Source organism: Undibacterium sp. TC4M20W (assembly GCF_049340245.1).
Lineage (GTDB): Bacteria > Pseudomonadota > Gammaproteobacteria > Burkholderiales > Burkholderiaceae_D > Undibacterium.
This window is the reverse complement of record NZ_JBMPPI010000018.1, coordinates 1-21,462: the sequence shown is the minus strand read 5'-3', so window position 1 is coordinate 21,462 and position 21,462 is coordinate 1. Positions and strand designations below refer to the sequence as shown.

Here is a 21,462-nt window from a genome sequence, read left to right as displayed (position 1 = left end):
ACTATTCCCTCGCAGTTTCTGCTTCTGAATACCCTCAGTTTTATCTGTATTATTTACTGAGCGGCTAGTAATCCAAATAATAAAAACAACAGGAAATTTATACCATGCTACAAAAACCTGCACTGATCGATATCGGTGCGAACCTCAGCAACCATCGCTTTCATAATGACCTGGATGCCGTGATTTCACGTGCAAAGCAGGCAGGTGTAGAACACATCATTGTCACCGGCACGTCTGAGCGTGCCAGCTATGATGCACATGCGCTGACACAAACTTATCCCGGCTATTTAAGCAGCACAGCAGGCGTGCATCCGCATGAAGCAAAGAACTGGAATGCGCAATGTGCAAAAGCCATAGAAAAACTTGCGGCCAGCGATACTGTAGTCGCCGTTGGTGAATGCGGTCTCGACTATAACCGCATGTTCTCGACAGAAGTACAGCAACGCGCCTGCTTCGAGGCGCAACTGCAATTGGCCGTAGGTTTGCAAAAACCAGTGTTCCTGCATGAGCGTGATGCGCATGAGGATTTCTTTGCTTTGCTGAGACAATACCGGCCACAACTCAAAGGTGCAGTGGTGCACTGCTTTACTGGCAATACGGAAGAGTTGCGGGCCTATCTTGACCTCGATTGCCACATCGGTATTACCGGCTGGATCTGTGATGAAAGACGTGGCGATGATTTGCGCAAGGCAGTCAAATTTTTGCCCAAAGACAAGCTCATGATAGAAACCGACGCGCCGTTTTTATTACCGCGTAATCTGCCGGTACGCCCGCAAGATAACCGCAATGAACCCATGCACTTGTCGGTCGTGCTGGAAGCAGTCGCTGCTATTTTGCGGATATCGCCCGTGACACTGGCACAGCAAATCCGAAAAAATACCGTGCAATTTTTTGGCCTGCCCTTGGCTGCCTAATACCAGCGCTTATACTGCTTGATCAGTGCTTTCAATGACATCGGCAGCTATCGGTGTTGCCACTGCCGCTGGTTTTTGCAAGCCGCGCGACCAGCGCAACAGGCCAACTGCATAACTGATGTAATACGCAGCCAGCATGCCAAACAGAAACAGTGTCAGCGGGCTGCTGGAAAAGTCACCAGGTGGCGCGGCGAAAGATTGCGTAGTGAAATAAATGCTGCCCATGCGCCAGGCGATGCGGCCTATCATCAACAATGACAGCGCTATGCCCAGGTGGGCGTTAGGCGTATAGAATTTCCCGGCAGGGCTGTTATCAAATTTGGTCAGGCGCAAGCCATACATGCCCAGGCCACTGCCAACGATCAAGCCTGCCAGCATGAATAACAGATTGCCCTCATGTTTCATGGCGCCTAAAGCCACCAGCGCTATCAGGACAGGGAAAATAACTACTGTCATCATGGCACGCACACCAGAATATTTCTGCCTGCCCACCATGCGCCGTATGCGCGAAATGACACGCCAGACGATGAAGGCACCAACAGCGGCACCTATCATCAGGGAAGTGGGGTTTGCAGTTGCCATGGAAAACTTTCTGTATAGCGTGTAGAAAAGTTTTGAAAGTTTATCATCTGCAAAAACTCAGTCAGTACCGGAATGTATCAAGTCAGTTCAAATCACTGTGCCAGGATTTTTTGCAAGCCAGCATGAAACCCTGTATCGTTTGTTGCCATTATGTATCCCGTACTTTTATCTCCCTCATGAAAATAAAAAACACTCTCGCGCTGCTCTTACCCGTATTGTCCCTGGTCGCCTGTGCCAATTACACTCCACGTTTGAAGCCAGATGAAAAACTGACCGAAACGGATAGTTTTATATATGGCAGTTTTCAGATCAAGACTGAAAAAATGCTCGTCTCGGCAGATGGACATGTCAGTATGGGACTGAATCTCACTTGTCAGGACGGTAGCAAGTACCTGCTGCGTTTTTATCGTGAAAATCCTGTGCATGTCATCAAGATAAAACCATCCACCTGCGATATCGATGAAATTGTGTACACAGATGCAGACGGTAATGTCAGGGACGTCAGAAGTTTCCGTAACCCGATACGCAATCTGGTATTTAAGCCTGGCAAGGCCTATTATGTTGGTGATTTTTTTGCCACTGCACAAGTAGATATCGGCAGGAAAACTAATACTACGCAATGGTCCATGTCAAATCCTGTAGACAGGTTTGCCTATACAACAGAACTGGTACACAAGCTTTATCCGAATACCGTCGGTATCCCCAATGTGAACATGGGTCTGGCAAAGTAAAACATTGGTAAGCATGTAGCATCATTCACAGCCAGCTATTCAGTTTCAGTACTTATTTCTCCCATGTCCGAAAGCTGCCAGCAGCTTTTCACTTAGTTTGTTAAGCTGCTGTCCTGGTCTGGATACTCATGGAGTGCTTAATGCGCAGTGCTGATTTATTACGTTTGATTTCCCTGGCAGCTATCTGGGGTGCATCTTTCCTGTTCATGCGGGTACTCGCGCCCGTAGTCGGGGTATTGTGGAGTGCTGAGGTCAGGGTGGGGTTGGCAGGTATCGCCTTGTTGACCATGATGTATGTGACTAATCGGGCGATGAACTTCCGTACAAACTGGAAATCATTTTTAATCCTCGGCACGATTAATTCAGCCTTGCCGTTTGCCCTGTATTCTTATGCGGCACTGAGCATACCTGCCGGTTACTCGGCTATCGTGAATGCCACCAGTCCACTGTGGGGTGCGGTGATGGGGGCGGCATTCCTTGGTGAGCGGCTAACCTTGCGCAAAATGGCTGGCATGGCGATAGGCGTGCTCGGCGTGGCCTTCCTGGTGCGCTTGGGCCCGGTTGAATTCAACAGCAAGCTGGTGCTGGCAGTTCTGGCCTGCGTGGGTGCGACCTTGTGCTATGCGATAGTCGGTATCTATACCAAGAAAAAACTCACAGGCATCACGCCCATGCAAATGGCCACGGGTTCACAAGTGGGAGCTGCATTTGTATTGATGCCTTTCCTGCCGCTGGCACCAGTGCAGGGTGAAATCACCGCAACTATTGCGATGGTGGCCGTGGCACTTGCTTTGTTATGCAGTGCAGTGGCTTACCTGATTTACTTCCGCCTGATGGCAGACCTGGGGCCAACCAAGGCTTTGACGGTGACTTTCCTGATCCCGCTGTTTGCCTTGCTGTGGGGTTACCTGTTCCTCAATGAACATATCACCATGAATACCGTCATAGGCTGCGCGGGTGTGGTGCTGGCGACCTGGCTGGTGGTGTTCCAGCCAGCTCAAAAACCAGCTTAAAGATTGACCTTAAAAAATGCCGCTGACTCTATATGGGTCAGCGGCACTTTTTTATTCATCCAGTGCTGGTAAGACCTTGACATGCAGCGCACTTGGTTGCTGGCTGCCGAAATACACCTTATGCGTGGCCTTGATGAAGTCACTATCCTTGGCTTCATAGATGTTAGGCACAAAAGATTGCGGGTTACGGTCTATGAAAGGGAACCAGCTGGACTGCACCTGCACCATGATGCGGTGGCCGCGCTGGAAGGTATGGAAGACATCATTGATGGCAAATTTCACCTTGGTCATCTGGTTCGGTACCATGGGTTTGGCTGTTTCAAAACCATCGCGGAAACGGGCGCGGAAAGGTTCGCCGCGTACCAGGGTTTGCTGGTTACCACGATTGGTTTGCGCATCAATTTCCAGGTTGGCGGGATTGACATCAATGAGCTTGACGACAAAGTCTGCATCACTGCCGGTGACACTGACAAATAAGTCTGCACTCAACGGGCCAGCCAGTGTCACGTCTTTTTCCAGCACTTCACTTTGCCAGCTCACTACATCCGGGCGGCTGGTGGCAAAGCGCTGGTCGGCGGCTATGTATTGCTTGCTCCAGCGCGTTTCTATCTCGGTGGTATAGGGCACAGGTTTGGCCGGGTCGCTGATGTATTCCGCAAATTGTGCATCCTGATTTGCCGGTGCGCTAAAGCTCAGCTTGCCATTCGCGTGGAAGTATAAGGCCTTGTCCTTGCTCTCTTTCGGTGGCCAGGCGTCAAAACCGCGCCAGCGGTTGGCACCGGTTTCAAACATCCAGGCTTCGGCCAGCGTGGGCTTGTCGCCAGTTTTCAGATAATGCTTGAAGAAGGCAAATTCCACAGGCTGATAAGTCTGCACCGTCTTGTAGCCAAAATTGGCATCACCGACTTTGTCGCCATCACTACGGAACCAGCCACCATGCGTCCATGGGCCGATGACGATAGTGTTTTGTATGCCGGGGTTTTGTTTTTCTATGGCCTTGTAGGTATTCAGGGGACCATACAAATCTTCTGTGTCATACCAGCCACCCACGGTCAGGACAGCGGCCTTGATGTTTTTCAGGTGTGGCAGGATATTGCGGCTTTGCCAGAAGCTGTCGTAATTCGGATGTGCAGTGATATCGTTCCAGAAAGGGATGCCGTTCTTGAAGTAACGGCTATTCGCATTGGCGACCGAACCCAGGTCCAGGAAGAACTGGTAGCCATCCGGTGTGCCAAAATTAAAATTCTTCCAGCCTGCACCTGTGGTGGGCTGTGGACGTGGCTGACCAAAGCTATGGAAGAAGCCAAAGGCCATCTGCAGGTTGAAAGCACCGTTCCTGTGCATGTCGTCACCACGGAACCAGTCAGCAATTGGTGCCTGCGGTGACACCGCTTTTAATGCCGGGTGGCTGTCGATGGCACCAGCGGAAGTATAAAAGCCAGGGTAAGAATTACCCCATTGGCCGACCTTGCCATTATTGTTTGGCAGGTGTTTGATCATCCACTCTATACTGTCATAGGTATCGCTGCTTTCATCGACATCGGTTTTGGACTTTTTGTCGTCTATATGCGGGCGCATGTTGACGAACTCGCCTTCCGACATATAGGTGCCGCGCACATCCTGATAGACAAAGATAAAGCCATCTTTTTCATACTCGGCAGTTGGCCCCAGCATGGTTTTGTATTGATCGCTGCCATAGGGCCCGACCGAATAAGGCGTGCGGCTCATCAGGATGGGATAACGCTTGCTGGCGCTGGCATCGTTCGGTACATACACAGAGGTGAACAAGAGTTTGCCGTCGCGCATGGGGATGCGGTATTCAAACTTGGCATAGTTTTTACGGATGTACTCGGCACGCAACCTGGCAGCGTCAGCCTTGTCGTCAGTGGCTGTACTGCTGCTGGTGCTGGTGTTGGTAACGTTGCTGCTCAAGGCAAGTGCTGGTGTAGCGATGCTGGTCAGGATTGCGCCCAGCATAATGGATAGCGCAGGCAGGGCCTGTCGCAACTGCGGTGTTCTCATGATGTTCCCCGAATATTTTTTTGTGTGCTTAGGGCCAGCCAAGCTCAGACAGATACATCGGTTTGGTGCCTGCTGGCACTACTTGGTCTGCAAATACCTTAACAAGTTCCCTTAATCTTCCGCATTCGGGTCGTAATCAGGCAAAGGTGGCTCAATTTCCACGATGCTGTCCGCGCCCTTGCTGCGGGCTGTCTGCAGGGCGCTATTGACGCGCTTGAGCATGCTGTCGGCACTGTCCTTGTGAGCATTTGTCGTCAAGCCAGTGGCAAAAGTCACTTTCAGGCCGGGGGAGATGGACTCCCAATCGACTTCAGCAATACGCAACTTCAGGCGGGCGATGGCCTTGAGACTGGCTTCCAGCCAGGTAGTTGGCATGACGATCGCAAATTCATTGGCGGCGACACGGCCAAATGAATCCAGTGTGCGCAGCATGGTCAGGGCTTCTTTGGCGACTTGCTGCAAGACCTGGCGAGCGACTGCCTGGCCATGTTGTTCGAGTATCTGTTCCAGATTATCAATAGCGATGGCTGCCAGAGTAAATGTATGACCAGTACGGAAGGAGCGCGCCAGTTCGCCATCCAGCTTGACCATCAGGGCGCGACGGTTCAGGGCGCCGGTCAGATGATCGGTCCTGGTCATGCTGTCTAGCTGGGTCAGCACGGTTTCCAGCGTCGGCAAGAGGTTTTCCTGCTGGCCTTCGTTTTTGATTTGCTTGATCAATTGATCAATTTGTTGCCTTGCCTCTAACAAGGGCTGATTAAAATCTGGTGGCATGTACTCTCCGGCTATGCACTATGTCTGCGTCCAGCGAATGGCACCAGACGCTACAATGGCACTTTACCATTGCCAGCCGTATTTCTGCCACGATGTTATTCACGAACCAGACTTCCCCTTGTCAACAAGTTATCAGCCAGCTTTTTCCTGGCATGGATTTGTGGATGAAACGCGACGACATGCTGCACCCTCAGGTATCAGGCAACAAGTTTCGTAAATTGAAATATCCCCTGCAAGCCTTGCAGGGGCAGACCGCTCACGTGGTTTCCATGGGCGGCATCTGGTCCAACCATATTCATGCACTGGCCCATGCGGCAAAGATACTGGGTCTGCCTGCTACAGCGCTGATACGCGGGGCAGAGGGCATGCACAGCGCCATGCTGGATGATGTCAGGGCGCTGGGCATGCAGCTACAGTTTGTGAACCGTGAGGCCTACCGTGAATTAAGGGACGACGATTCTGCCTGGCGCAAGCATGTGGGGCCAGGTGCAGCGGATGCGCTTTGGTTACCTGAGGGAGGGAGTGCGCCGCTGGCCTTGCGTGGTGTAGCAGAGTTAATCCCCGAACTACCCTTCATCCCCGATTACCTGCTGGTGGCGTGTGGCACCGGGGCGACGCTCGCAGGTTTGCTGGCGGGCCTGGCTGGACGCTGCAAAGTCATAGGCATTGCGGCCATCAGCAAGGGTGACTACTTGCGCACAGAAATCAGCCGCTTGCTGATGCAGGCGGGTTACCCTGATTACCAGAATTATGAATTGTTAACTGAATATCATCATGGCGGTTATGGCAAAACCAATTCGGCGCTGGCCACCTTTTGCCATGAATTTCAACGAGAGACTGGTATTGCGCTGGAACCGGTATATACAGGCAAAATGATGTTTGCTTTACGCGAGTTGTGGCATGATGGATATCTCGCAAAAAATGCCAGGGTAATTGCTGTTCATACCGGCGGTTTGCAGGGCGCACGTGGGTTTGCGCCCATGTAGTCATGTAATGTGACCATATTCATCGGGCTGGATGCCAATATGAAAAGACAGCGCGCAATTTGTAGCACCGCTGCCAGTGGACTGGCTGGCCTGGTCTTGTGCTGCGTCTTTACTTTGGTGAGTTTCGCAGCTGAATCACCGCAGCCACAGCAGCCGCAACTGCCGCAATTACGTGTGGCAGTCTATGAAAACCTTGACTACCCCCTCAATATTTTTGACAAGAATCACCAGCTGGTCGGTGGCTTGCAAAAAGATTTTACTGACCAGCTGGCAAAAAAGCTTTCTACACAGGCTCTGTATTCCCCTTATTCGCGCAGACGCATAGAGAGCGTGGTGATACAGGGCGATGCCGACATCATGTGTTACTCCAGCCCTGGCTGGTTTGATTTGCCCAAGGAAGTCAGCTGGACAATCGCTACCTTTCCGCAGGTAGAAAGAGTGGTCGTGATGGCAGACAAGACTAGTCTGGAAATGCTGCCGCAACAACTCGAAGGCAAAAAACTTGTCTTGCAACTTGGCTACCATTATCCGCAAATCGCCAGCCAACTGGCAGAAGGCAAGATCAAGCGCGTTGACCTGACCGATGTACCCGGCATGTTCCGTCTGCTTGCCCTTGGTGGTGCCGATGCCTTCGTCAGTTCAGATGGTGAGATAGAAGGCTACTTCAAAAACTTCCCGGAAAAACGCAGCCTTTACAAAGTCTCCAAGACCCCGTTTTCGGTAGTGCAGACCCAATGCGCGCTGTCGCATAAATCACCGTGGAAGCTGGAACAGATCAATAGTGCAATACAGTTTTTACAAGAAACCGGCGAGATGGACAGGATTATGCGCAAATATGGTTTGTCCATGCGTTAAATGTGGGTCTTAGTTGCTGGTTTTAACTGCAGACTTTAGCTGTTATGCTGCTGGCTTTATTCTTTTCCACGTCCTGAGATGAAATCTTCCCTGACTGTTGTGCTGACGGCATTGCTCTGCAGCCTGAGTTTGCCTGCAATGGCGGCGGCTGATCCGAACAAGGTCTTGCATCTGTCCTTTGAAGCTGCCGACGATGGCTTTGATGCCATGCGCACTAACAGCGCTTATTCCAACTGGGCTTCGGATGCGATTTTTGAGGGCCTGGTTACTTATGATTATCTCGCCCGTCCGGCCAAACTGGTGCCGAATACTATAGAGGCCATGCCCGCCATCAGTGATGATGGCAAGACCCTGACTTTCCGTTTGAAAAAGGGGATTTATTTTTCTCCTGATCCGGCATTCAAGGGGCAGCGCCGCGAATTGCAGGCCAGTGACTACGCCTATACCTTCAAGCGGCTGGTTGATCCAAATAATCGCTCGGTGCACGCCAGCATACTCGAAGGCAAGATCGTCGGTCTCGATGAACTGATTGCTGCTGCCAAAAAAACCGGCAAGTTTGACTATGACAAAGCAATTGCCGGACTGGAAACACCAGACCCCTATACCCTGATCCTGCGCATGAAGGCGCAACACCCCGGCCTGATTTACTATCTCGCCAAACCCTTGGGTGGCGCGGTGGCGCGTGAAGTGGTTGAGCACTATGGCGAAGCAGTCAACCAGCACCCGGTAGGTACAGGTGCCTATATGCTCAAGCAATATGTACCACGCAGTAAAATCATACTCGAAGCCAATCCTGAATACCGTGGTTTTGTCTGGGACTTTCAAGGCACAGGCACGGACTGGGACAAACAAATCATCAAGGACATGAAGGGCAAACAAATGCCCCAGGTCGGTCGGGTAGAGATAGCCATCATAGAAGAAGAACAGTCGCGCTGGCTGGCCTTTGACTCTGGCCAGCTCGATTTTGAAATGCTGGTACCGGCAGCCTCAGTCAAACTGCTGGACCAGGGCAAGCTCAAGCCAGAATTTGCCGCCAAGGGTTTGCGACTGTACCGTACTGTTGATCCCGGCGTGACCCGCACTTTCTTCAATTTCCAGGACCCCACGGTTGGCGGTTACAGCAAGGACAAAATCGCCCTGCGCCGCGCGATTGCCCTCTCCTTCAATCACCAGGAAGAGATAGACCAGGTCTGGTTCGGGCAAGCCATCAAGGCCCAGTCCATGGTACCGCCAGATGTGACCGGACATGACACCAGCTACCGCAACAGCAATGCCTATGACCCCAAACTCGCTAACAAGCTGCTCGACAAGTTTGGCTACAAGCGCGGTGAAGATGGTTTCCGCACCATGCCCGACGGTTCGCCACTGAAGCTGCGCATTCATTCCGCCCCCAAGACCAAGGACTATGCCCGCATGGAAGTCTGGAAGCGTTCGCTCGACAAGATAGGCATACGCGCAGAATTTCCGGTTGCCGGTTTTGCTGATAACCTTAAATCAGCTTACCAGTGCAAGCTCATGATGTTTGGCATGGGGTACATCGCCGACATCCCTGACGGTATGGATTTCATGGAACTGTATTACGGCAAGAACGCTTACCGCGGCAATCATGGTTGCTACAAATCCGATGCATTCGATGCCGCCTATGACAAGGCACGCCTGATGCCCAACGGGCCAGAACGTATCAAGTTATTCAACACCATGGAACGTATCCTGGAAGCCGACACCGTGCACAGCATGGAACTCTGGCGCGTGCGCAACTGGCTGATACAACCCTGGGTCAAGGGTTACAAGACCCACCCCATCTTGCGTGGTGACTGGCGCTTTCTGGATGTGGAAAAAACCAAGTGAGCATACTTCCCGGACTTGATCAGGACAAAAAATGAATCTGGCACGCAGTGTGTATCATGTATTGACAGAGCCCAGACAAGAGTGGCAAAGAATTGCACAAGACAGCCGCAGCAGCCAGCATGTATTCGTGCTGACTGTGGTACCCGTGACGGCTTTCTTTCTTGTGCTGGGTCTGGTGTCTGCTTTGCTGCTCAGGCATTTTGGCCCCGCAACAGAGATTGAAACCCTGTCACGTGATTACCTGCGCATGCTCATCGTGACGACTGTTCGTGCCTATGGCATGGGCCTGGTATTCATTTATATCATTGCCCGCATCATGCAGGGCCTGAGCCGCAGGCTTGGCGGCTCGTATAGCCTGCCGCAGGCATTGAAGCTGAGCATCTTTAGCATAGTGCCGCTGCTGATTGTCAGGTCGCTGCACATACTGCCTTTCTTTCGCAATGACAGAGTCACAGAAAATCTGATCGCGATGCTCGCGATCAATTTTCTGGCCAGCATCTACAGCATTTACCTGTTGTATCTGGGTGCACCGGTCTTGCTTGAAGTGCCGCCAGAAAAACGCGGTAAATTTACCGCGATCAGTGCTGCGGTGTTAATGCTGCTTACCTGGCTGCCCATCGTTCTGGTGGTCTTCATGGCGAACCTGATGGGGAGTCTGGACTAGCTCCTGATTAGTTCACTGCGAGTTCACTACTAGCTCACTATTAGCTCATTACCGGCCTGAAAAAAATTCTTTCATAGCTGACGATGCACTTGTGTTCTTCAGCATATCTGAACGCTGCCTGGCATTCTGCATCATCCATCATCTGTATGCGGTATTGCTCATACGCCGCCAGGCTGGGAAAGCTAAACAGTGCCAGCGCCACATTATTAGCACCCTCAGAAGGCAGGAAATAACCGTGGTGCTGGCCGCCAAATTTGTTGACCAGCGGTATCCAGAGTTTGCCGTAATGTTCAAACTCTTTGAGTTTGGCGGGATCGATGATGTAACGCAGATAGCAGGTAACCATGATGTTGATTTGGGAGTGTAAGAGCAGCTATCTTACCTGCATATCCGCGCAGGCATCAAACCTGGATCAGCCCGCCATCTGCTACCAGTTCCACACCATTCACATAGCTGGCCGTTGATGACGCGAGAAACAGTACGGCAGCCGCGATTTCCTCTGGCCTCGCCATGCGGCCTGCCGGTGCGGCATCAACCAGATAGGCAGAGAAGTTGGCGATGTCTGCTTCTTTCATGTTCAAACCATTTTCCATGATCGGTGTCCTGGTGACGCCGGGGCTGACGACATTCACGCGTATCTTCCTGTCCTTGAGATCATTCGCCCAGCTACGCGCAAATGAACGCACTGCGGCTTTTGAGGCATTGTAGAGACTCAGATTGGGCATGCCCTTGCTGGCAGCGATAGAAGCATTCAGGACGATAGAAGAAGCAGGCTTCATCAAGGGCAACAGGCTTTGCACGGTGAAGAACAGACCTTTGACATTGGTGTCAAAGGTCGTGGCAAATTCAGCCTCTGTCGTACTGCCAAACTGGTTGTGGATGGCGATGCCGGCATTGGCGAACAGCACATCAATCTGCTCACCACTGGCGGCAATTTTGTCATGCAGGGCTTGCAGGTCACTGATGCTCGCAGCATCTGCCGTCACCGGAATTGCCTTGCTGCCGAGGATTTCGCGCGCTTGTTCAAGCTTGGCTGTTGAACGGCCAGTGATATACACACGTTTGGCACCGGCGTTGATAAAAGACTGGGCGCTGGCCAGGCCTATGCCGGAGGAGCCGCCAGTGATGACGATGACCTGGTCTTTGAATTCGTTTGTAGTTGCTGACATTTCGGTTTTCCTGTGAAAGGGGGATTGGAAATGGCAGTATGGTAGATATGGATTGGTGAAACAATCCATCTTTTATTCATGAGATTGGTGATTAAATTTCAGTAATAAAGGCAGGGGATTTTTAAATGAAATGGCTTCTATTTACCCTGGCTGATTGCTCTGTTATGAACGAAATTTATAGTACGGATATTGGTGGGGACGGCGTTCTATTGCAAAAGTGAGCTTTGATTAACTGAATCCCCTCCCCTTTGAAGGGGGAGGGAACTGTTCACCATTAAACCATGCCCTGCGGGAGCATGGATGAGTCTGACTTATATTAAATTTATAGCAAATCAAACCTGTCCGCATTCATGACCTTGACCCACGCCCTCACAAAATCGCGCACAAAAACCTGCTGCGCATCGCTGCTGGCATAAACTTCTGCCAGTGCCCGCAACTGCGAGTTGGAGCCAAAGACGAGATCGACCACGCTGGCTGTCCATTTCAATTCACCGGTTTTTCTGTCACGGCCTTCAAGCTGGCCGTCAGTGTCGGACTTTTGCCATTTGGTTCTCATGTCCAGCAGGTTGACGAAGAAGTCGTTGTTGAGTGTCTCTGCATGTTTGCTGAGTACAGATTTGCCATCGAGTGCGCGCAGGCCGCCGACCAGCGCTGTCATTTCTGGTGCGCTCAGGTTCAGCAGTTGTGCCTTGTCGATAAGCAGGGCTGCTGCTGACTCTTCAAGACCTTTGCGCAGGTAATTGCGGAAACCGTCTGCTAAGGGTTCGAGTACAGCGAAGGATTCAACGTCGGTTTGCTCCTGGCTGGCGTCCGTGCGGCCTGGGGTAAATGGCACGCTGATGTCTTGCCCGGCTTTTTTTGCTGCGGCCTCGATAGCGGCGCTGCCACCTAATACAATCAAATCAGCCAGCGAGATTTTTTTGCCACCAGATTGCGCGGCATTGAACTCTGCCTGTATGGCTTCGAGTTTTGCCAGCACCTTGGCGAGTTCGGCTGGCTGGTTGGCTTCCCAGTCTTTTTGTGGCGCCAGGCGTATACGTGCACCGTTGGCACCGCCGCGCTTGTCGCTGCCACGGAAGGTGGAGGCGGATGCCCAGGCAGTGTTCACCAGTTGCGATATCGACAGACCAGATGCCAGCAGTTTGGCCTTGAGGCTGGCGACATCTTTGTCATCTACCAGTGCATGATCAACAGCCGGGACAGGATCTTGCCAGATCAATTCTTCTTTTGGTACCAGCGGGCCGAGATAGCGGGCGACTGGGCCCATGTCGCGGTGCGTCAGTTTGAACCAGGCGCGGGCGAAGGCATCTGCCAGTTCTTGCGGGTTTTGCAGGAAGCGGCGGGAGATTTTTTCATACGCCGGGTCTGCACGCAGGGCCAGGTCTGCGGTGGTCATCATGGGGGCGTGGCGCAAGGATGGGTCATGCGCATCTGGCACGGTGGTCTTGGCGGCCGGGTCTGTCGGCGTCCATTGATGGGCACCAGCCGGGCTCTTGGTCAGTTGCCATTCGTAGCCGAACAGGGTTTCGAAATAGCTGTTGTCCCATTTTGTTGGTGTGGGTGTCCATGCTCCTTCTATACCGCTAGTGGTGGTGTGCACACCTATGCCTGTGCCAAAGCTATTGGTCCAGCCCAGGCCTTGTTCTTCTATGCTGCCGCCTTCTGGTTCTGCACCGACTTGGGCTGGGTCGCCTGCACCGTGGGCTTTGCCAAAGGTGTGGCCGCCTGCGACGAGGGCGACAGTTTCTTCATCGTTCATGGCCATGCGGGCGAAGGTTTCGCGGATGTCGCGGGCAGAAGCCAGCGGGTCTGGCTTGCCATTCGGGCCTTCAGGGTTGACGTAGATCAGGCCCATTTGTACGGCGGCGAGGGATTTTTCGAGTTCGCGGTCACCGGTGTAGCGCTGGTCATCGAGCCATTTGCCTTCTGAACCCCAGTAGATGTCGTCCTGCGGTTCCCAGACGTCGGGGCGGCCACCAGCAAAACCGAAGGTTTTGAAGCCCATGGAATCAAGGGCGACGTTACCAGCCAAGATCATCAGATCAGCCCAGGACAGTTTGTTGCCGTATTTTTGCTTGATGGGCCATAACAGGCGGCGGGCCTTGTCGAGATTGCCATTGTCAGGCCAGCTATTGAGTGGTGCAAAGCGTTGCGCACCTGCACCCGCGCCACCGCGGCCATCGGCAGTGCGGTAGGTACCTGCGCTATGCCAGGCCATGCGGATAAAGAAAGGGCCATAATGGCCGTAATCTGCCGGCCACCAGTCTTGGGAGTCTGTCATCAGGGCATTAAGGTCTTTGATCACTGCATCCAGATCCAGGGTCTTGAAGGCTTTGGCGTAATTGAAATCCTTTTCCATGGGATTGGATGAAGGAGAGTGCTGGTGCAGATTTTTGAGATTCAGTTGATTTGGCCACCAGCCTGCATTGCCTGGCGCACTGGCCACGGAAGTTAAGCGGGCACTGGCACTAGCACTACCTGAGAATGGGCATTTTGCATCGTTTGACATCATTATCTCCTTTGGGTGACGTTCAAACTCATTCATCACAAAGGTGAGATGAGTTTTGCTACCTGATTGATTGTAGAGATGGAAATGTTATAGGTAAACTTAATTTAATTTATTGAATCAATTTGTTTTTACTATCAGAATGCACTATTGATGAAATGAACACGGTCTGGCAATGCAAAACTTCTGAAGTAAAGTCAGCTTCGTAAAAATTGCCTTTATCATATTAGCGGATACAGGTAAAAGAGTCATGCTGCCAAGCCATTGAATCCCCTGCCGTTCTAAGGGATAATTGCGGCTATGAACGATACTACACAATACCCTCCATTACCGGATCGCCTGTCGGTTGATCCCCGTAGCCCTTACCATGTCGCCGCCGTGTTTGAACACGATGTCGGCATCAAGCTCAATGGCAAAGAGCGCAATGACGTTGAAGAATATTGCATCAGCGAAGGCTGGGTCAGCGTTGCTGCTGGCAAGGCGCGTGACCGCAAGGGCAATCCTTTGATGATCAAGGTCAAGGGTGTGGTTGAGGCGTTTTACCGCTGATTGCTTTCATGCAGATGTAGCAAGGTGCAGTCTAAGGGCTTGCACCTTTTCTTTTAGCTGGCTGGTTCGCTGGCTATCAGCGCGTATTGCGCTATCCTTTAGTATCCCAGAATATCGCCTGCCTGTTTTTCAAATACGCATGGTGCCAAGCCTGTCTACCTTGATTTGCATCCCTGATGAAGCCGTCACCATTGTCACATCCACCCCATGCTGTGTCCCGTTTGCGCTCATCCCGTCTTGAGCGCAGTACCAGGCCATTTCTGGCACGTGGCGGCCCCAAGGGCGAGCGATGTGGTGCTTGCAGGCTGATACTCAGTCACTGCCTGTGCGAGTTGCGCCCCATTGTGTCTACTCGAGCCGCAGTATGTCTGCTGATGGCGGAGCACGAGACGTTAAAACCGAGTAACACCGGCTGGCTGATTGCCGACGTGGTGCCAGATACCATGGCTTTTGGCTGGGCACGCACTGAAGTTGACCCGGCCTTACTGGCCCTGCTGGCAGACCCGCAATGGCAGCCTTATGTAGTTTTCCCCGGTGAATTTGTGGCACCAGAGCGGGTGATTACAGCATTACCGCCGGTAGATACAGAGCAGAATAGTCACAAGCGTCCCCTGTTTATTCTGCTGGATGCGACCTGGCCAGAAGCACGCAAGATATTCAAGAAAAGCCCTTACCTTGAGCAGTTCCCGGTGCTGAGCCTGTTGCCGGAACAACTCTCACGTTACCGTTTGCGCCGTTCACGGCGGGACGATCATTTGTGTACCTCTGAAGTCGCGGCGCTGTGCCTGGGGTTGGCGGGCGAAACTGCGGCGGCACAGGCGCTGGAGATGTATCTCGATGTGTTCACCGATCATTATCTGCGGGCCAAACAGCAGTTGAAGGTGGAGTGGGAGGATGAATTGCATTTGCAGATGCGGGAGTTGGTGGGCGAGATAAAAAATAACGTAGATGAGCCTTCGTCGTAGGTTGGGCTACGGGTCATCAGCCCAACACTTAGCTTCAAATAACGCATACGTTTATTAAAGGCCCAGTGTTGGGCTGGTGAATCGTAGCCTAGCGAGGCCCGGCCCAACCTACAAACCCGCCAACGCCTTCACATTTGCGACCAATCCCAAAGTGCGCTAGGCTAGTGCCATACCAAAATTTGATTATCTATGACCACCCGCAAACCACCCCTGCTCGCAGACCATCTGTGTTTCAACCTGTACTCCACGTCCCTGAAGATGACGCAGTTGTACAAGCCGCTGCTGGCTGAGTTGAATCTGACTTATCCGCAATACCTGGTCATGGTGGTACTGTGGGAAGAAGAAGGTTTGGGGATACGCGATCTGGCAACGCGGCTCGGACAGGATTCTGGTTCGATCACACCTGTGGTCAAACGGCTGGAAGCAGAGGGATATCTGCTGCGTAACCGCGACCCAAAAGATGAGCGTAACCGGGTGCTGACGCTAACGGACGAAGGTAATAAACTGCGCGCCGCCGGTGTGCGTATCAGCCAGAAAATTGCCGCTGCCTGCGACCTGCAATTGTCTGACTTCCAGCAACTCATGGCTGGCCTGAACAAACTGAGTAGCCACCTCGATAGTTAAATTAAAAGCAAGCCGCAATAAAAATATTTAAAATTAACTTGCGCACTAATTATTAGCGCGCTATTATTCTCGACATGGCAAAGCGCAAAAGACAGGAAATGCCATTCAAATACTTAGCGCGCTAACTAATTTATCTGTTTTTAAATTCTTTTTGAAAGCTCATCATGAAAAACATAAGCAAAACTGCATTGATCTTGTCTGTTGCCCTTTCCTCTGCTGCTGCCTTGCCAGGCCATGCATTGGCTGCCTCTGGCAATGACACCACGGTAGTCCTGGTCCACGGCGCTTTCGCAGACGGCTCAAGCTGGAACCAGGTCACACCTTATCTGCAGGCTAAAGGCGTGAAAGTCGTCGCTGTGCAAAACCCCTTGTCTTCACTGGCTGATGATGTTGCTGCGGTACAGCGTGTAGTCGATGCACAGACTGGCAAGGTAGTATTGGTAGGTCACTCATGGGGTGGCGCGGTGATTACACAGGCGGGTGTCAGCGACAAAATCAAGGCGCTGGTGTATGTGGCTGCTTTTGCGCCATCTGAAGGTGAGGCACTGGGCGGCTTGGGTAAAGATTACCCTGTACCTCCAGGTATCGCGACTCTGAAACCTGATGCGAATGGTAATCTGGAATTGTCACCAGTATCATTTGCGACCAACTTTGCGCAAGATGTGCCAAAAGAAAAAACGGCGGTGCTGGCCACTACCCAAGGCCTGTTGCCAGCCAAGGTGTTTGGCGAACCAGTGACTTTCGCTGCGTGGAAAAACAAGCCAAATTATTACATCGTCGCCAGCAAAGACCGCATGATAGACCCAGGTTTGCAAGCTGCGTTTGCGAAAAAGATCAATGCCGTGACAACCACGCTGCCAACCAGCCATGTGCCTATGTTGTCCCAGCCTAAAGCGGTGGCAGAAGCGATTCTGGCTGCAGTCAAAAACTAAGCGATTACATTGAATTGCTGCAGGGGCCTGTGCCGCTATAAGCGGTATGGGCCTTTTTGCATTCAGGCTGTCATGCCTGGCATTTGCCCGTTATCAGTACCAGTATTGCGGCTGATTGCGGCCAGATAGCGTTGTGCTTCTTCCCAGGTGATGGTGGTGTCGGTGGGGGTATCTGCATGAGGGCCTGCGGCTACTGCTGCCATTGCCTCTTCCTGTAAGCGCTTTTGCTCTTGCTGTTCTTTGTATTGTCTTAGCTGCTCATCTTTCTGGCGGCGCTGGGCATCTTCTATGGCATGCAGGCGATTTTGTCTCTCTATGAGGGCGCGCAAGGCTGCACTGGCTTGCTCGCGCCTTTGTTTTTCCAGTTCCTTGCGTTGCCGTCTTTGCTCTGCCCGCTGGCGGGCGGCGGCTTCTATCAGTGATTCTTTGATTTCTGCCTGTGGCCTGATATTGCCAGATGCTTTGACCGGCATAGCATTGGTGAGAGGTTTGGCCGCAGCCTGCAGAGTTTGTAGTAGCGCACGGACACTGGCAGGGCGCTGGTCTGGCTGGATGGCAAAGCCGCTTTGCAAGACTTGCCATTGGGCGGCATTCAGTGCGGCTGGTTGTATCGGTTGCTGCTGAGGGTGGCGATATTCGCCAAAAGGCATCGCCGCTTCCAGCATCTGGTAAATCATGACAGCAACGGCATATACATCCAGCCCAGGACTATGCTGATGGCTGCCAGCTTCTGGCGCGCGATAGCCTGCGGTACCAGCATAGGGTGAACGCGATGGCGTCATGCTGGTAGAAATCAAGCCTGCCTGGGTATGGCTACGCAAACGTGCCGAGATGCCGAAATCAAGCAGCTTTATGTCACCTGCTGTGGTCAGCAAGAGGTTACTAGGTTTCAGATCACGGTGTACGAGTTTATGTTTGGCCCAGGCATAATCGAGTGCATCGGCCACGGGGCTGAGCATGTCCAGCACTTGTTTGAGGGTGCAGCGGGTGTGCTTGATGAGATAGTTTTCCAGATCGTGCCCGTCCAGATATTCCATGATGATGAAATAGCTGTTGGTGGCCGGGTCGCGGGCCCAGTCATAGACCCTGACGATATGTTCATGTGCAAGCCTGCGCACCAGCGAGGCTTCTTCCACCAGCAGGCGCGCGTGCAGAGCGCTTTGGGTAAGCTGTGGTGGCAAGATCTTGAGCGCAACTGTCTCGCTGTGACCAAGCTCAGCCTGGGTTGCCAGGTCACTGGCCTGCCACACCTGGCCCATGCCACCCTGCCCCAGGAGTTTTTCCAGCCTGTAGCGTTTGGAAACTCCCCCCACCTCCTGCCCCGCCAGAAAACCCAGGTCAGTGCCCTGTGCAGTTTCTTGCGCGGCTTTACTGGCCTGTCTGGAAATAGCGGGGGCAAGCTCATTGTCGAGAATGGCGTCTTTGCGTTGCTTGAATTCGTCTTCTGTCAGCAGACCTTCATCCAGCAATGCGCGCAATTCACGGATTTTTTGTAGTGGCGTTTGCATTGTCAGGGGCTGCGTTCTTCAAAGTGGTATAGGGCTTAACATCAATTTTTGCTGTGCTTGACTACATTCTTTAACTGCTTATTTTCTGCCTGCCTGGCCGGCCTGTGCTACACGGCTGGTCAGGTTTTGCGCCATGCTGAGATCTATCTCATGGCGCCTTTGCTGTTCCGCTTCTCTTTGCCCGCGTTCGTCCTGTATGCGCTCTTGCAGCATCTTGACGGCCTGCTCCCAGCTCATGCCTTGCTGCGCACTGGCCAGGGCGCTCATGGCATTGGCAGCATGTTCTGAACTGCCGGCCTGCATGGCGAGGATTTGTTCAGCCGTCAGACTGGCTTGTGCCTGTACCTTGACGATTTCTGCCAGTGCAATGGCATTGGCTGGATCGGCTGTGGCGATCTTGCCGGTTTCGCTGAAGTTGGCAATGGCGTTCATACGCTCTATGGCGATGCGGGCCAGCAGGGCATCATGCGCCTGTTCTGCCTGGCGTTGTTCGCGTTCCAGACTGAGTCTGGCGAATTTATCAGCGCGCTCTGCTTCTGCCTGTTGCAGTTCTTTTTTCCAGCGGCATTCATCTTCTTGCTGCCTGAGTTGCTGGCGCAGGGTTTCTACCTCGACCTCGGCCAGCCTGGCCTGATGTTGTTGCTGTTGTGTTTGTTGTTCAAACAGGGCATGGGCTTTTAGCGTTGTCAGCAGTTTTTCATGCTGGGCCATGGCATCAGCCTGGCTGTCGTTACGCTTGATGTCATTGATTTTTTCTTGTACCTGGCTGAGTTTGAATGCAGTATCCACATCGCTGATGCTGTCTTCACGCTGCAACGCACGTGTGCGCTGCTGTTGCAGCTCTTCTTCCCAAGCCTGTATGCGCTGGAACTCTCTGGCTTTGGCTTCTGCTTCTATACTGATCAGTATCAGGCGGTTTTTCTGTTCTTCATCTTCCAGTTCCTGCTCACGGCGTGCCAACTGGTTTTGCTTGTGGCGCAATAATTCTGTCTGTGCTTTCTGTTGTTCCTGATCAGCGATCAGGCTGGCTTGGGCAAATTCATGTTCGAGCTGGAATTTTTTTAACTGATGCTGGATTTTTTGCTGCATCAGTTGTGCAGTTTCCTTGCCCTGCAACTGGGTGATTTCTGATTCTGAACGCATCTTGATGCGTGCCATGGTACGTATATGCAACCATTGGTCTGCCTCGTTCTGGCGATGTTCGGATTTCTGCTTGAGGCCGTGTTCCAGTTCTTTGATGGTGTCTGCGGCACCGCGTTCCAGCGCGTGCTTGCGGGTCGTGGCATCGGCAATGCGGCCATACAGTTCCAGCTCACGCGCGCGTATGGTTTGCAGGCGTTCGTTTTCATCCTGGCGCAACTTGGCACGGCTCAGGCGTTTTTTTGCATCTTCTGCCTGGCCTTGTATGTAGAGCCAGCCCAGGTCCTTGCCAAACTGCTGGCGCATTTCTTCATGGCGGTAACGCAGGCGGATTTGCTCTTCCTGTCTGGCGATTTTTTGCCATTCACTATTGGTATAGAGTGCATCGATAAGCTTGCTTTGTTCCAGTTTTGCACGCTGACCATCGATGATCAGATGCATGCTGCCTATTTTTTCACTGAGCTTTTCCCTGCCATCTGTCAGCTTGTCATGCCGTACTTCGCGGGTAACAGCCTGGGTCGCGACGAAACCATATTCCGCAATCGACAAATTCAATGTCGATAGCAAACGCTCATCGAGTTGCTGGCGCAGATGGGCATTGTCTTGCAAGTCCCGCAAGGATTGTGCACCCAGAAATTCAAGTGCAATCTGGCGCACCATGGGCTCCAGCAATTGTTGCAATTGCTGGCAGGTGATGATGCCGGGTGCAGCCATGAAATGTTTGGCAAACGCAGGTACGTCTGCAATCTTGACGCTGATGACAAATTTGGCCGCAATTGGTAAAAACTCTGCGGTATGCAGGTCTTCAAAACTGAACAACAGGGCAAAAGGGTTCAGGCGCGTCAGCAAGATTTCTGCCGCTTTGTCGGTCTGCAAACCCATGAGCTGGCTGCTGATGTCTTGTCCAATGTAATCGCCGGCCAGCAATTCGACAAACTGGCCTTCTTGCAATATATAGGCGCGCGCGCTGACCGGGATATGCAAGTCTTGTTTTGTGATGCTGCTGAGTGGGCGCACGCCAAAATACATGGCGACCTCATTCTCTTTTGGTAGCCAGCGATTGTGTCGCAGTACCGTCTCATGCCGTGGGCTGCTCAGCATGAAGCCGCAATGCGTGCAATAAATTGCATCTTGTATATTGTGATGGTCGCACTGGGGACACTTGAGTTTGGAACTGGCAAAGATGCTGAACATGGGAACTCCTTCAATCGCGGCGCGGTGCGGGGACGAGGGAACATCATGCACCTGAGCAAAAATGGTAGCACCGGGGTTGGATTTGAAAGGCGGGAACAGAGGGGCGTTTTAGGGCCAGATCGTGATTTGTATGGAAAAAACATGCCGTTTCCACACAGCCTCACTAAGAGGCTGTTGCGAAATTAAAACGACTGAAAAAAAGTGCTGTTAACTTTTCATGAATAGTGTTAACTTTCTATCTTGTTTTGTCAGGGTGGAGAGCGATGCCAAAAGAACTGATAGATGACCAACTGTGGAGCAGAATCGAGCCTTTGTTACCGAAGAGAGCGTCTCGCCATAGACAATATGCAGGACGCAAGCCGACGGATGACCGTGCCGTATTGACGGGAATCGTGTTCGTACTGCGCTCTGGCATTGCATGGAACTTGCTGCCACAAGAAATGGGTTGCGGCTCCGGAACAGCATGCTGGCGGCGACTGGTCCAAT

At 52.3% G+C, this 21,462-nt stretch carries 20 protein-coding genes; 12 read left to right on the top strand and 8 right to left on the bottom strand.

What is annotated here, in order from left to right; translation table 11 throughout:
- Positions 1-104 precede the first annotated feature (104 nt).
- The gene (locus ACO0LL_RS19715) at positions 105-914 is read left to right on the top strand and encodes a TatD family hydrolase (RefSeq protein ID WP_422952525.1); all 810 of its coding nucleotides are present in this window, start codon (positions 105-107) and stop codon (positions 912-914) included.
- A gap of 9 nt (positions 915-923) precedes the next feature.
- On the opposite strand, the gene ACO0LL_RS19710 is transcribed toward ACO0LL_RS19715, so the two are convergent.
- Entirely contained in the window at positions 924-1,496 is a 573-nt protein-coding gene (locus ACO0LL_RS19710; protein WP_422952524.1) for a hypothetical protein, read from the bottom strand.
- Positions 1,497-1,672: 176 nt separating this feature from the next.
- Between ACO0LL_RS19710 and ACO0LL_RS19705 the strand changes: the two genes are divergently transcribed.
- Both ACO0LL_RS19705 and ACO0LL_RS19700 read left to right on the top strand, forming a co-directional pair.
- Entirely contained in the window at positions 1,673-2,227 is a 555-nt protein-coding gene (locus ACO0LL_RS19705; RefSeq protein WP_422952523.1) for a hypothetical protein, read from the top strand.
- Between the two features lie 140 nt (positions 2,228-2,367).
- The gene (locus ACO0LL_RS19700) at positions 2,368-3,240 is read left to right on the top strand and encodes a DMT family transporter (RefSeq protein ID WP_422952522.1); all 873 of its coding nucleotides are present in this window, start codon (positions 2,368-2,370) and stop codon (positions 3,238-3,240) included.
- Positions 3,241-3,291: 51 nt separating this feature from the next.
- Here ACO0LL_RS19700 and ACO0LL_RS19695 read toward each other — a convergent pair whose 3' ends face one another.
- Together ACO0LL_RS19695 and ACO0LL_RS19690 are read right to left on the bottom strand one after the other, a co-directional pair.
- On the bottom strand, positions 3,292-5,262 hold the full coding sequence (locus tag ACO0LL_RS19695) for a CocE/NonD family hydrolase (RefSeq protein ID WP_422952521.1): 1,971 nt from the start codon (positions 5,260-5,262) through the stop codon (positions 3,292-3,294).
- Between the two features lie 111 nt (positions 5,263-5,373).
- Positions 5,374-6,036, bottom strand: coding sequence for a GGDEF domain-containing protein (locus tag ACO0LL_RS19690; RefSeq protein WP_422952520.1), 663 nt, complete (start codon positions 6,034-6,036; stop codon positions 5,374-5,376).
- A 20-nt stretch (positions 6,037-6,056) separates the two neighbouring features.
- On the opposite strand from ACO0LL_RS19690, the gene ACO0LL_RS19685 reads away from it, so the two are divergent.
- The 4 genes from ACO0LL_RS19685 (at position 6,057) to ACO0LL_RS19670 (ending at position 10,389) form a co-directional block, all read left to right on the top strand.
- A complete protein-coding gene (locus tag ACO0LL_RS19685; RefSeq protein ID WP_422952519.1) occupies positions 6,057-7,022 on the top strand; it encodes a 1-aminocyclopropane-1-carboxylate deaminase/D-cysteine desulfhydrase in 966 nt (321 codons plus the stop codon).
- A 39-nt stretch (positions 7,023-7,061) separates the two neighbouring features.
- Positions 7,062-7,877, top strand: coding sequence for a substrate-binding periplasmic protein (locus ACO0LL_RS19680; RefSeq protein WP_422952518.1), 816 nt, complete (start codon positions 7,062-7,064; stop codon positions 7,875-7,877).
- A gap of 78 nt (positions 7,878-7,955) precedes the next feature.
- Entirely contained in the window at positions 7,956-9,725 is a 1,770-nt protein-coding gene (locus ACO0LL_RS19675; protein WP_422952517.1) for an ABC transporter substrate-binding protein, read from the top strand.
- A gap of 31 nt (positions 9,726-9,756) precedes the next feature.
- Complete coding sequence (locus ACO0LL_RS19670) at positions 9,757-10,389, top strand: Yip1 family protein (RefSeq protein ID WP_422952516.1); 633 nt, start codon at positions 9,757-9,759, stop codon at positions 10,387-10,389.
- 40 nt (positions 10,390-10,429) lie between these two features.
- Here ACO0LL_RS19670 and ACO0LL_RS19665 read toward each other — a convergent pair whose 3' ends face one another.
- From ACO0LL_RS19665 to katG, 3 genes are all read right to left on the bottom strand, one after another.
- On the bottom strand, positions 10,430-10,735 hold the full coding sequence (locus ACO0LL_RS19665) for an NIPSNAP family protein (RefSeq protein WP_422952515.1): 306 nt from the start codon (positions 10,733-10,735) through the stop codon (positions 10,430-10,432).
- Between the two features lie 55 nt (positions 10,736-10,790).
- Positions 10,791-11,558 (bottom strand): SDR family oxidoreductase, encoded by a 768-nt coding sequence (locus ACO0LL_RS19660; RefSeq protein WP_422952514.1) that lies wholly within the window; start codon positions 11,556-11,558, stop codon positions 10,791-10,793.
- Between the two features lie 322 nt (positions 11,559-11,880).
- Positions 11,881-14,067 carry a catalase/peroxidase HPI gene (katG, locus tag ACO0LL_RS19655; RefSeq protein ID WP_422952513.1) on the bottom strand — a complete coding sequence of 729 codons (2,187 nt, stop codon included), beginning with the start codon at positions 14,065-14,067 and terminating at the stop codon, positions 11,881-11,883.
- A 297-nt stretch (positions 14,068-14,364) separates the two neighbouring features.
- On the opposite strand from katG, the gene ACO0LL_RS19650 reads away from it, so the two are divergent.
- The 4 genes from ACO0LL_RS19650 to ACO0LL_RS19635 all read left to right on the top strand — a co-directional run bounded on the left by ACO0LL_RS19650 (position 14,365) and on the right by ACO0LL_RS19635 (position 17,134).
- Positions 14,365-14,613: a DUF3297 family protein gene (locus ACO0LL_RS19650; protein WP_422952512.1), complete on the top strand. Its 249-nt coding sequence runs from the start codon at positions 14,365-14,367 to the stop codon at positions 14,611-14,613.
- A 176-nt stretch (positions 14,614-14,789) separates the two neighbouring features.
- Complete coding sequence (locus ACO0LL_RS19645; protein WP_422952511.1) at positions 14,790-15,578, top strand: tRNA-uridine aminocarboxypropyltransferase; 789 nt, start codon at positions 14,790-14,792, stop codon at positions 15,576-15,578.
- Between the two features lie 189 nt (positions 15,579-15,767).
- Entirely contained in the window at positions 15,768-16,202 is a 435-nt protein-coding gene (locus ACO0LL_RS19640; protein WP_422952510.1) for a MarR family winged helix-turn-helix transcriptional regulator, read from the top strand.
- A 164-nt stretch (positions 16,203-16,366) separates the two neighbouring features.
- Positions 16,367-17,134, top strand: coding sequence for an alpha/beta fold hydrolase (locus tag ACO0LL_RS19635; RefSeq protein WP_422952509.1), 768 nt, complete (start codon positions 16,367-16,369; stop codon positions 17,132-17,134).
- Positions 17,135-17,196: 62 nt separating this feature from the next.
- On the opposite strand, the gene ACO0LL_RS19630 is transcribed toward ACO0LL_RS19635, so the two are convergent.
- Positions 17,197-18,642 (bottom strand): protein kinase domain-containing protein, encoded by a 1,446-nt coding sequence (locus ACO0LL_RS19630; RefSeq protein ID WP_422952508.1) that lies wholly within the window; start codon positions 18,640-18,642, stop codon positions 17,197-17,199.
- Positions 18,643-18,720: 78 nt separating this feature from the next.
- Positions 18,721-20,976, bottom strand: a complete 2,256-nt coding sequence (locus ACO0LL_RS19625) for a hypothetical protein (RefSeq protein WP_422952507.1) — start codon at positions 20,974-20,976, stop codon at positions 18,721-18,723.
- A 263-nt stretch (positions 20,977-21,239) separates the two neighbouring features.
- On the opposite strand from ACO0LL_RS19625, the gene ACO0LL_RS19620 reads away from it, so the two are divergent.
- Positions 21,240-21,462: transposase (locus ACO0LL_RS19620; protein ID WP_422952506.1), on the top strand; the 223-nt coding region annotated here is incomplete at its 3' end.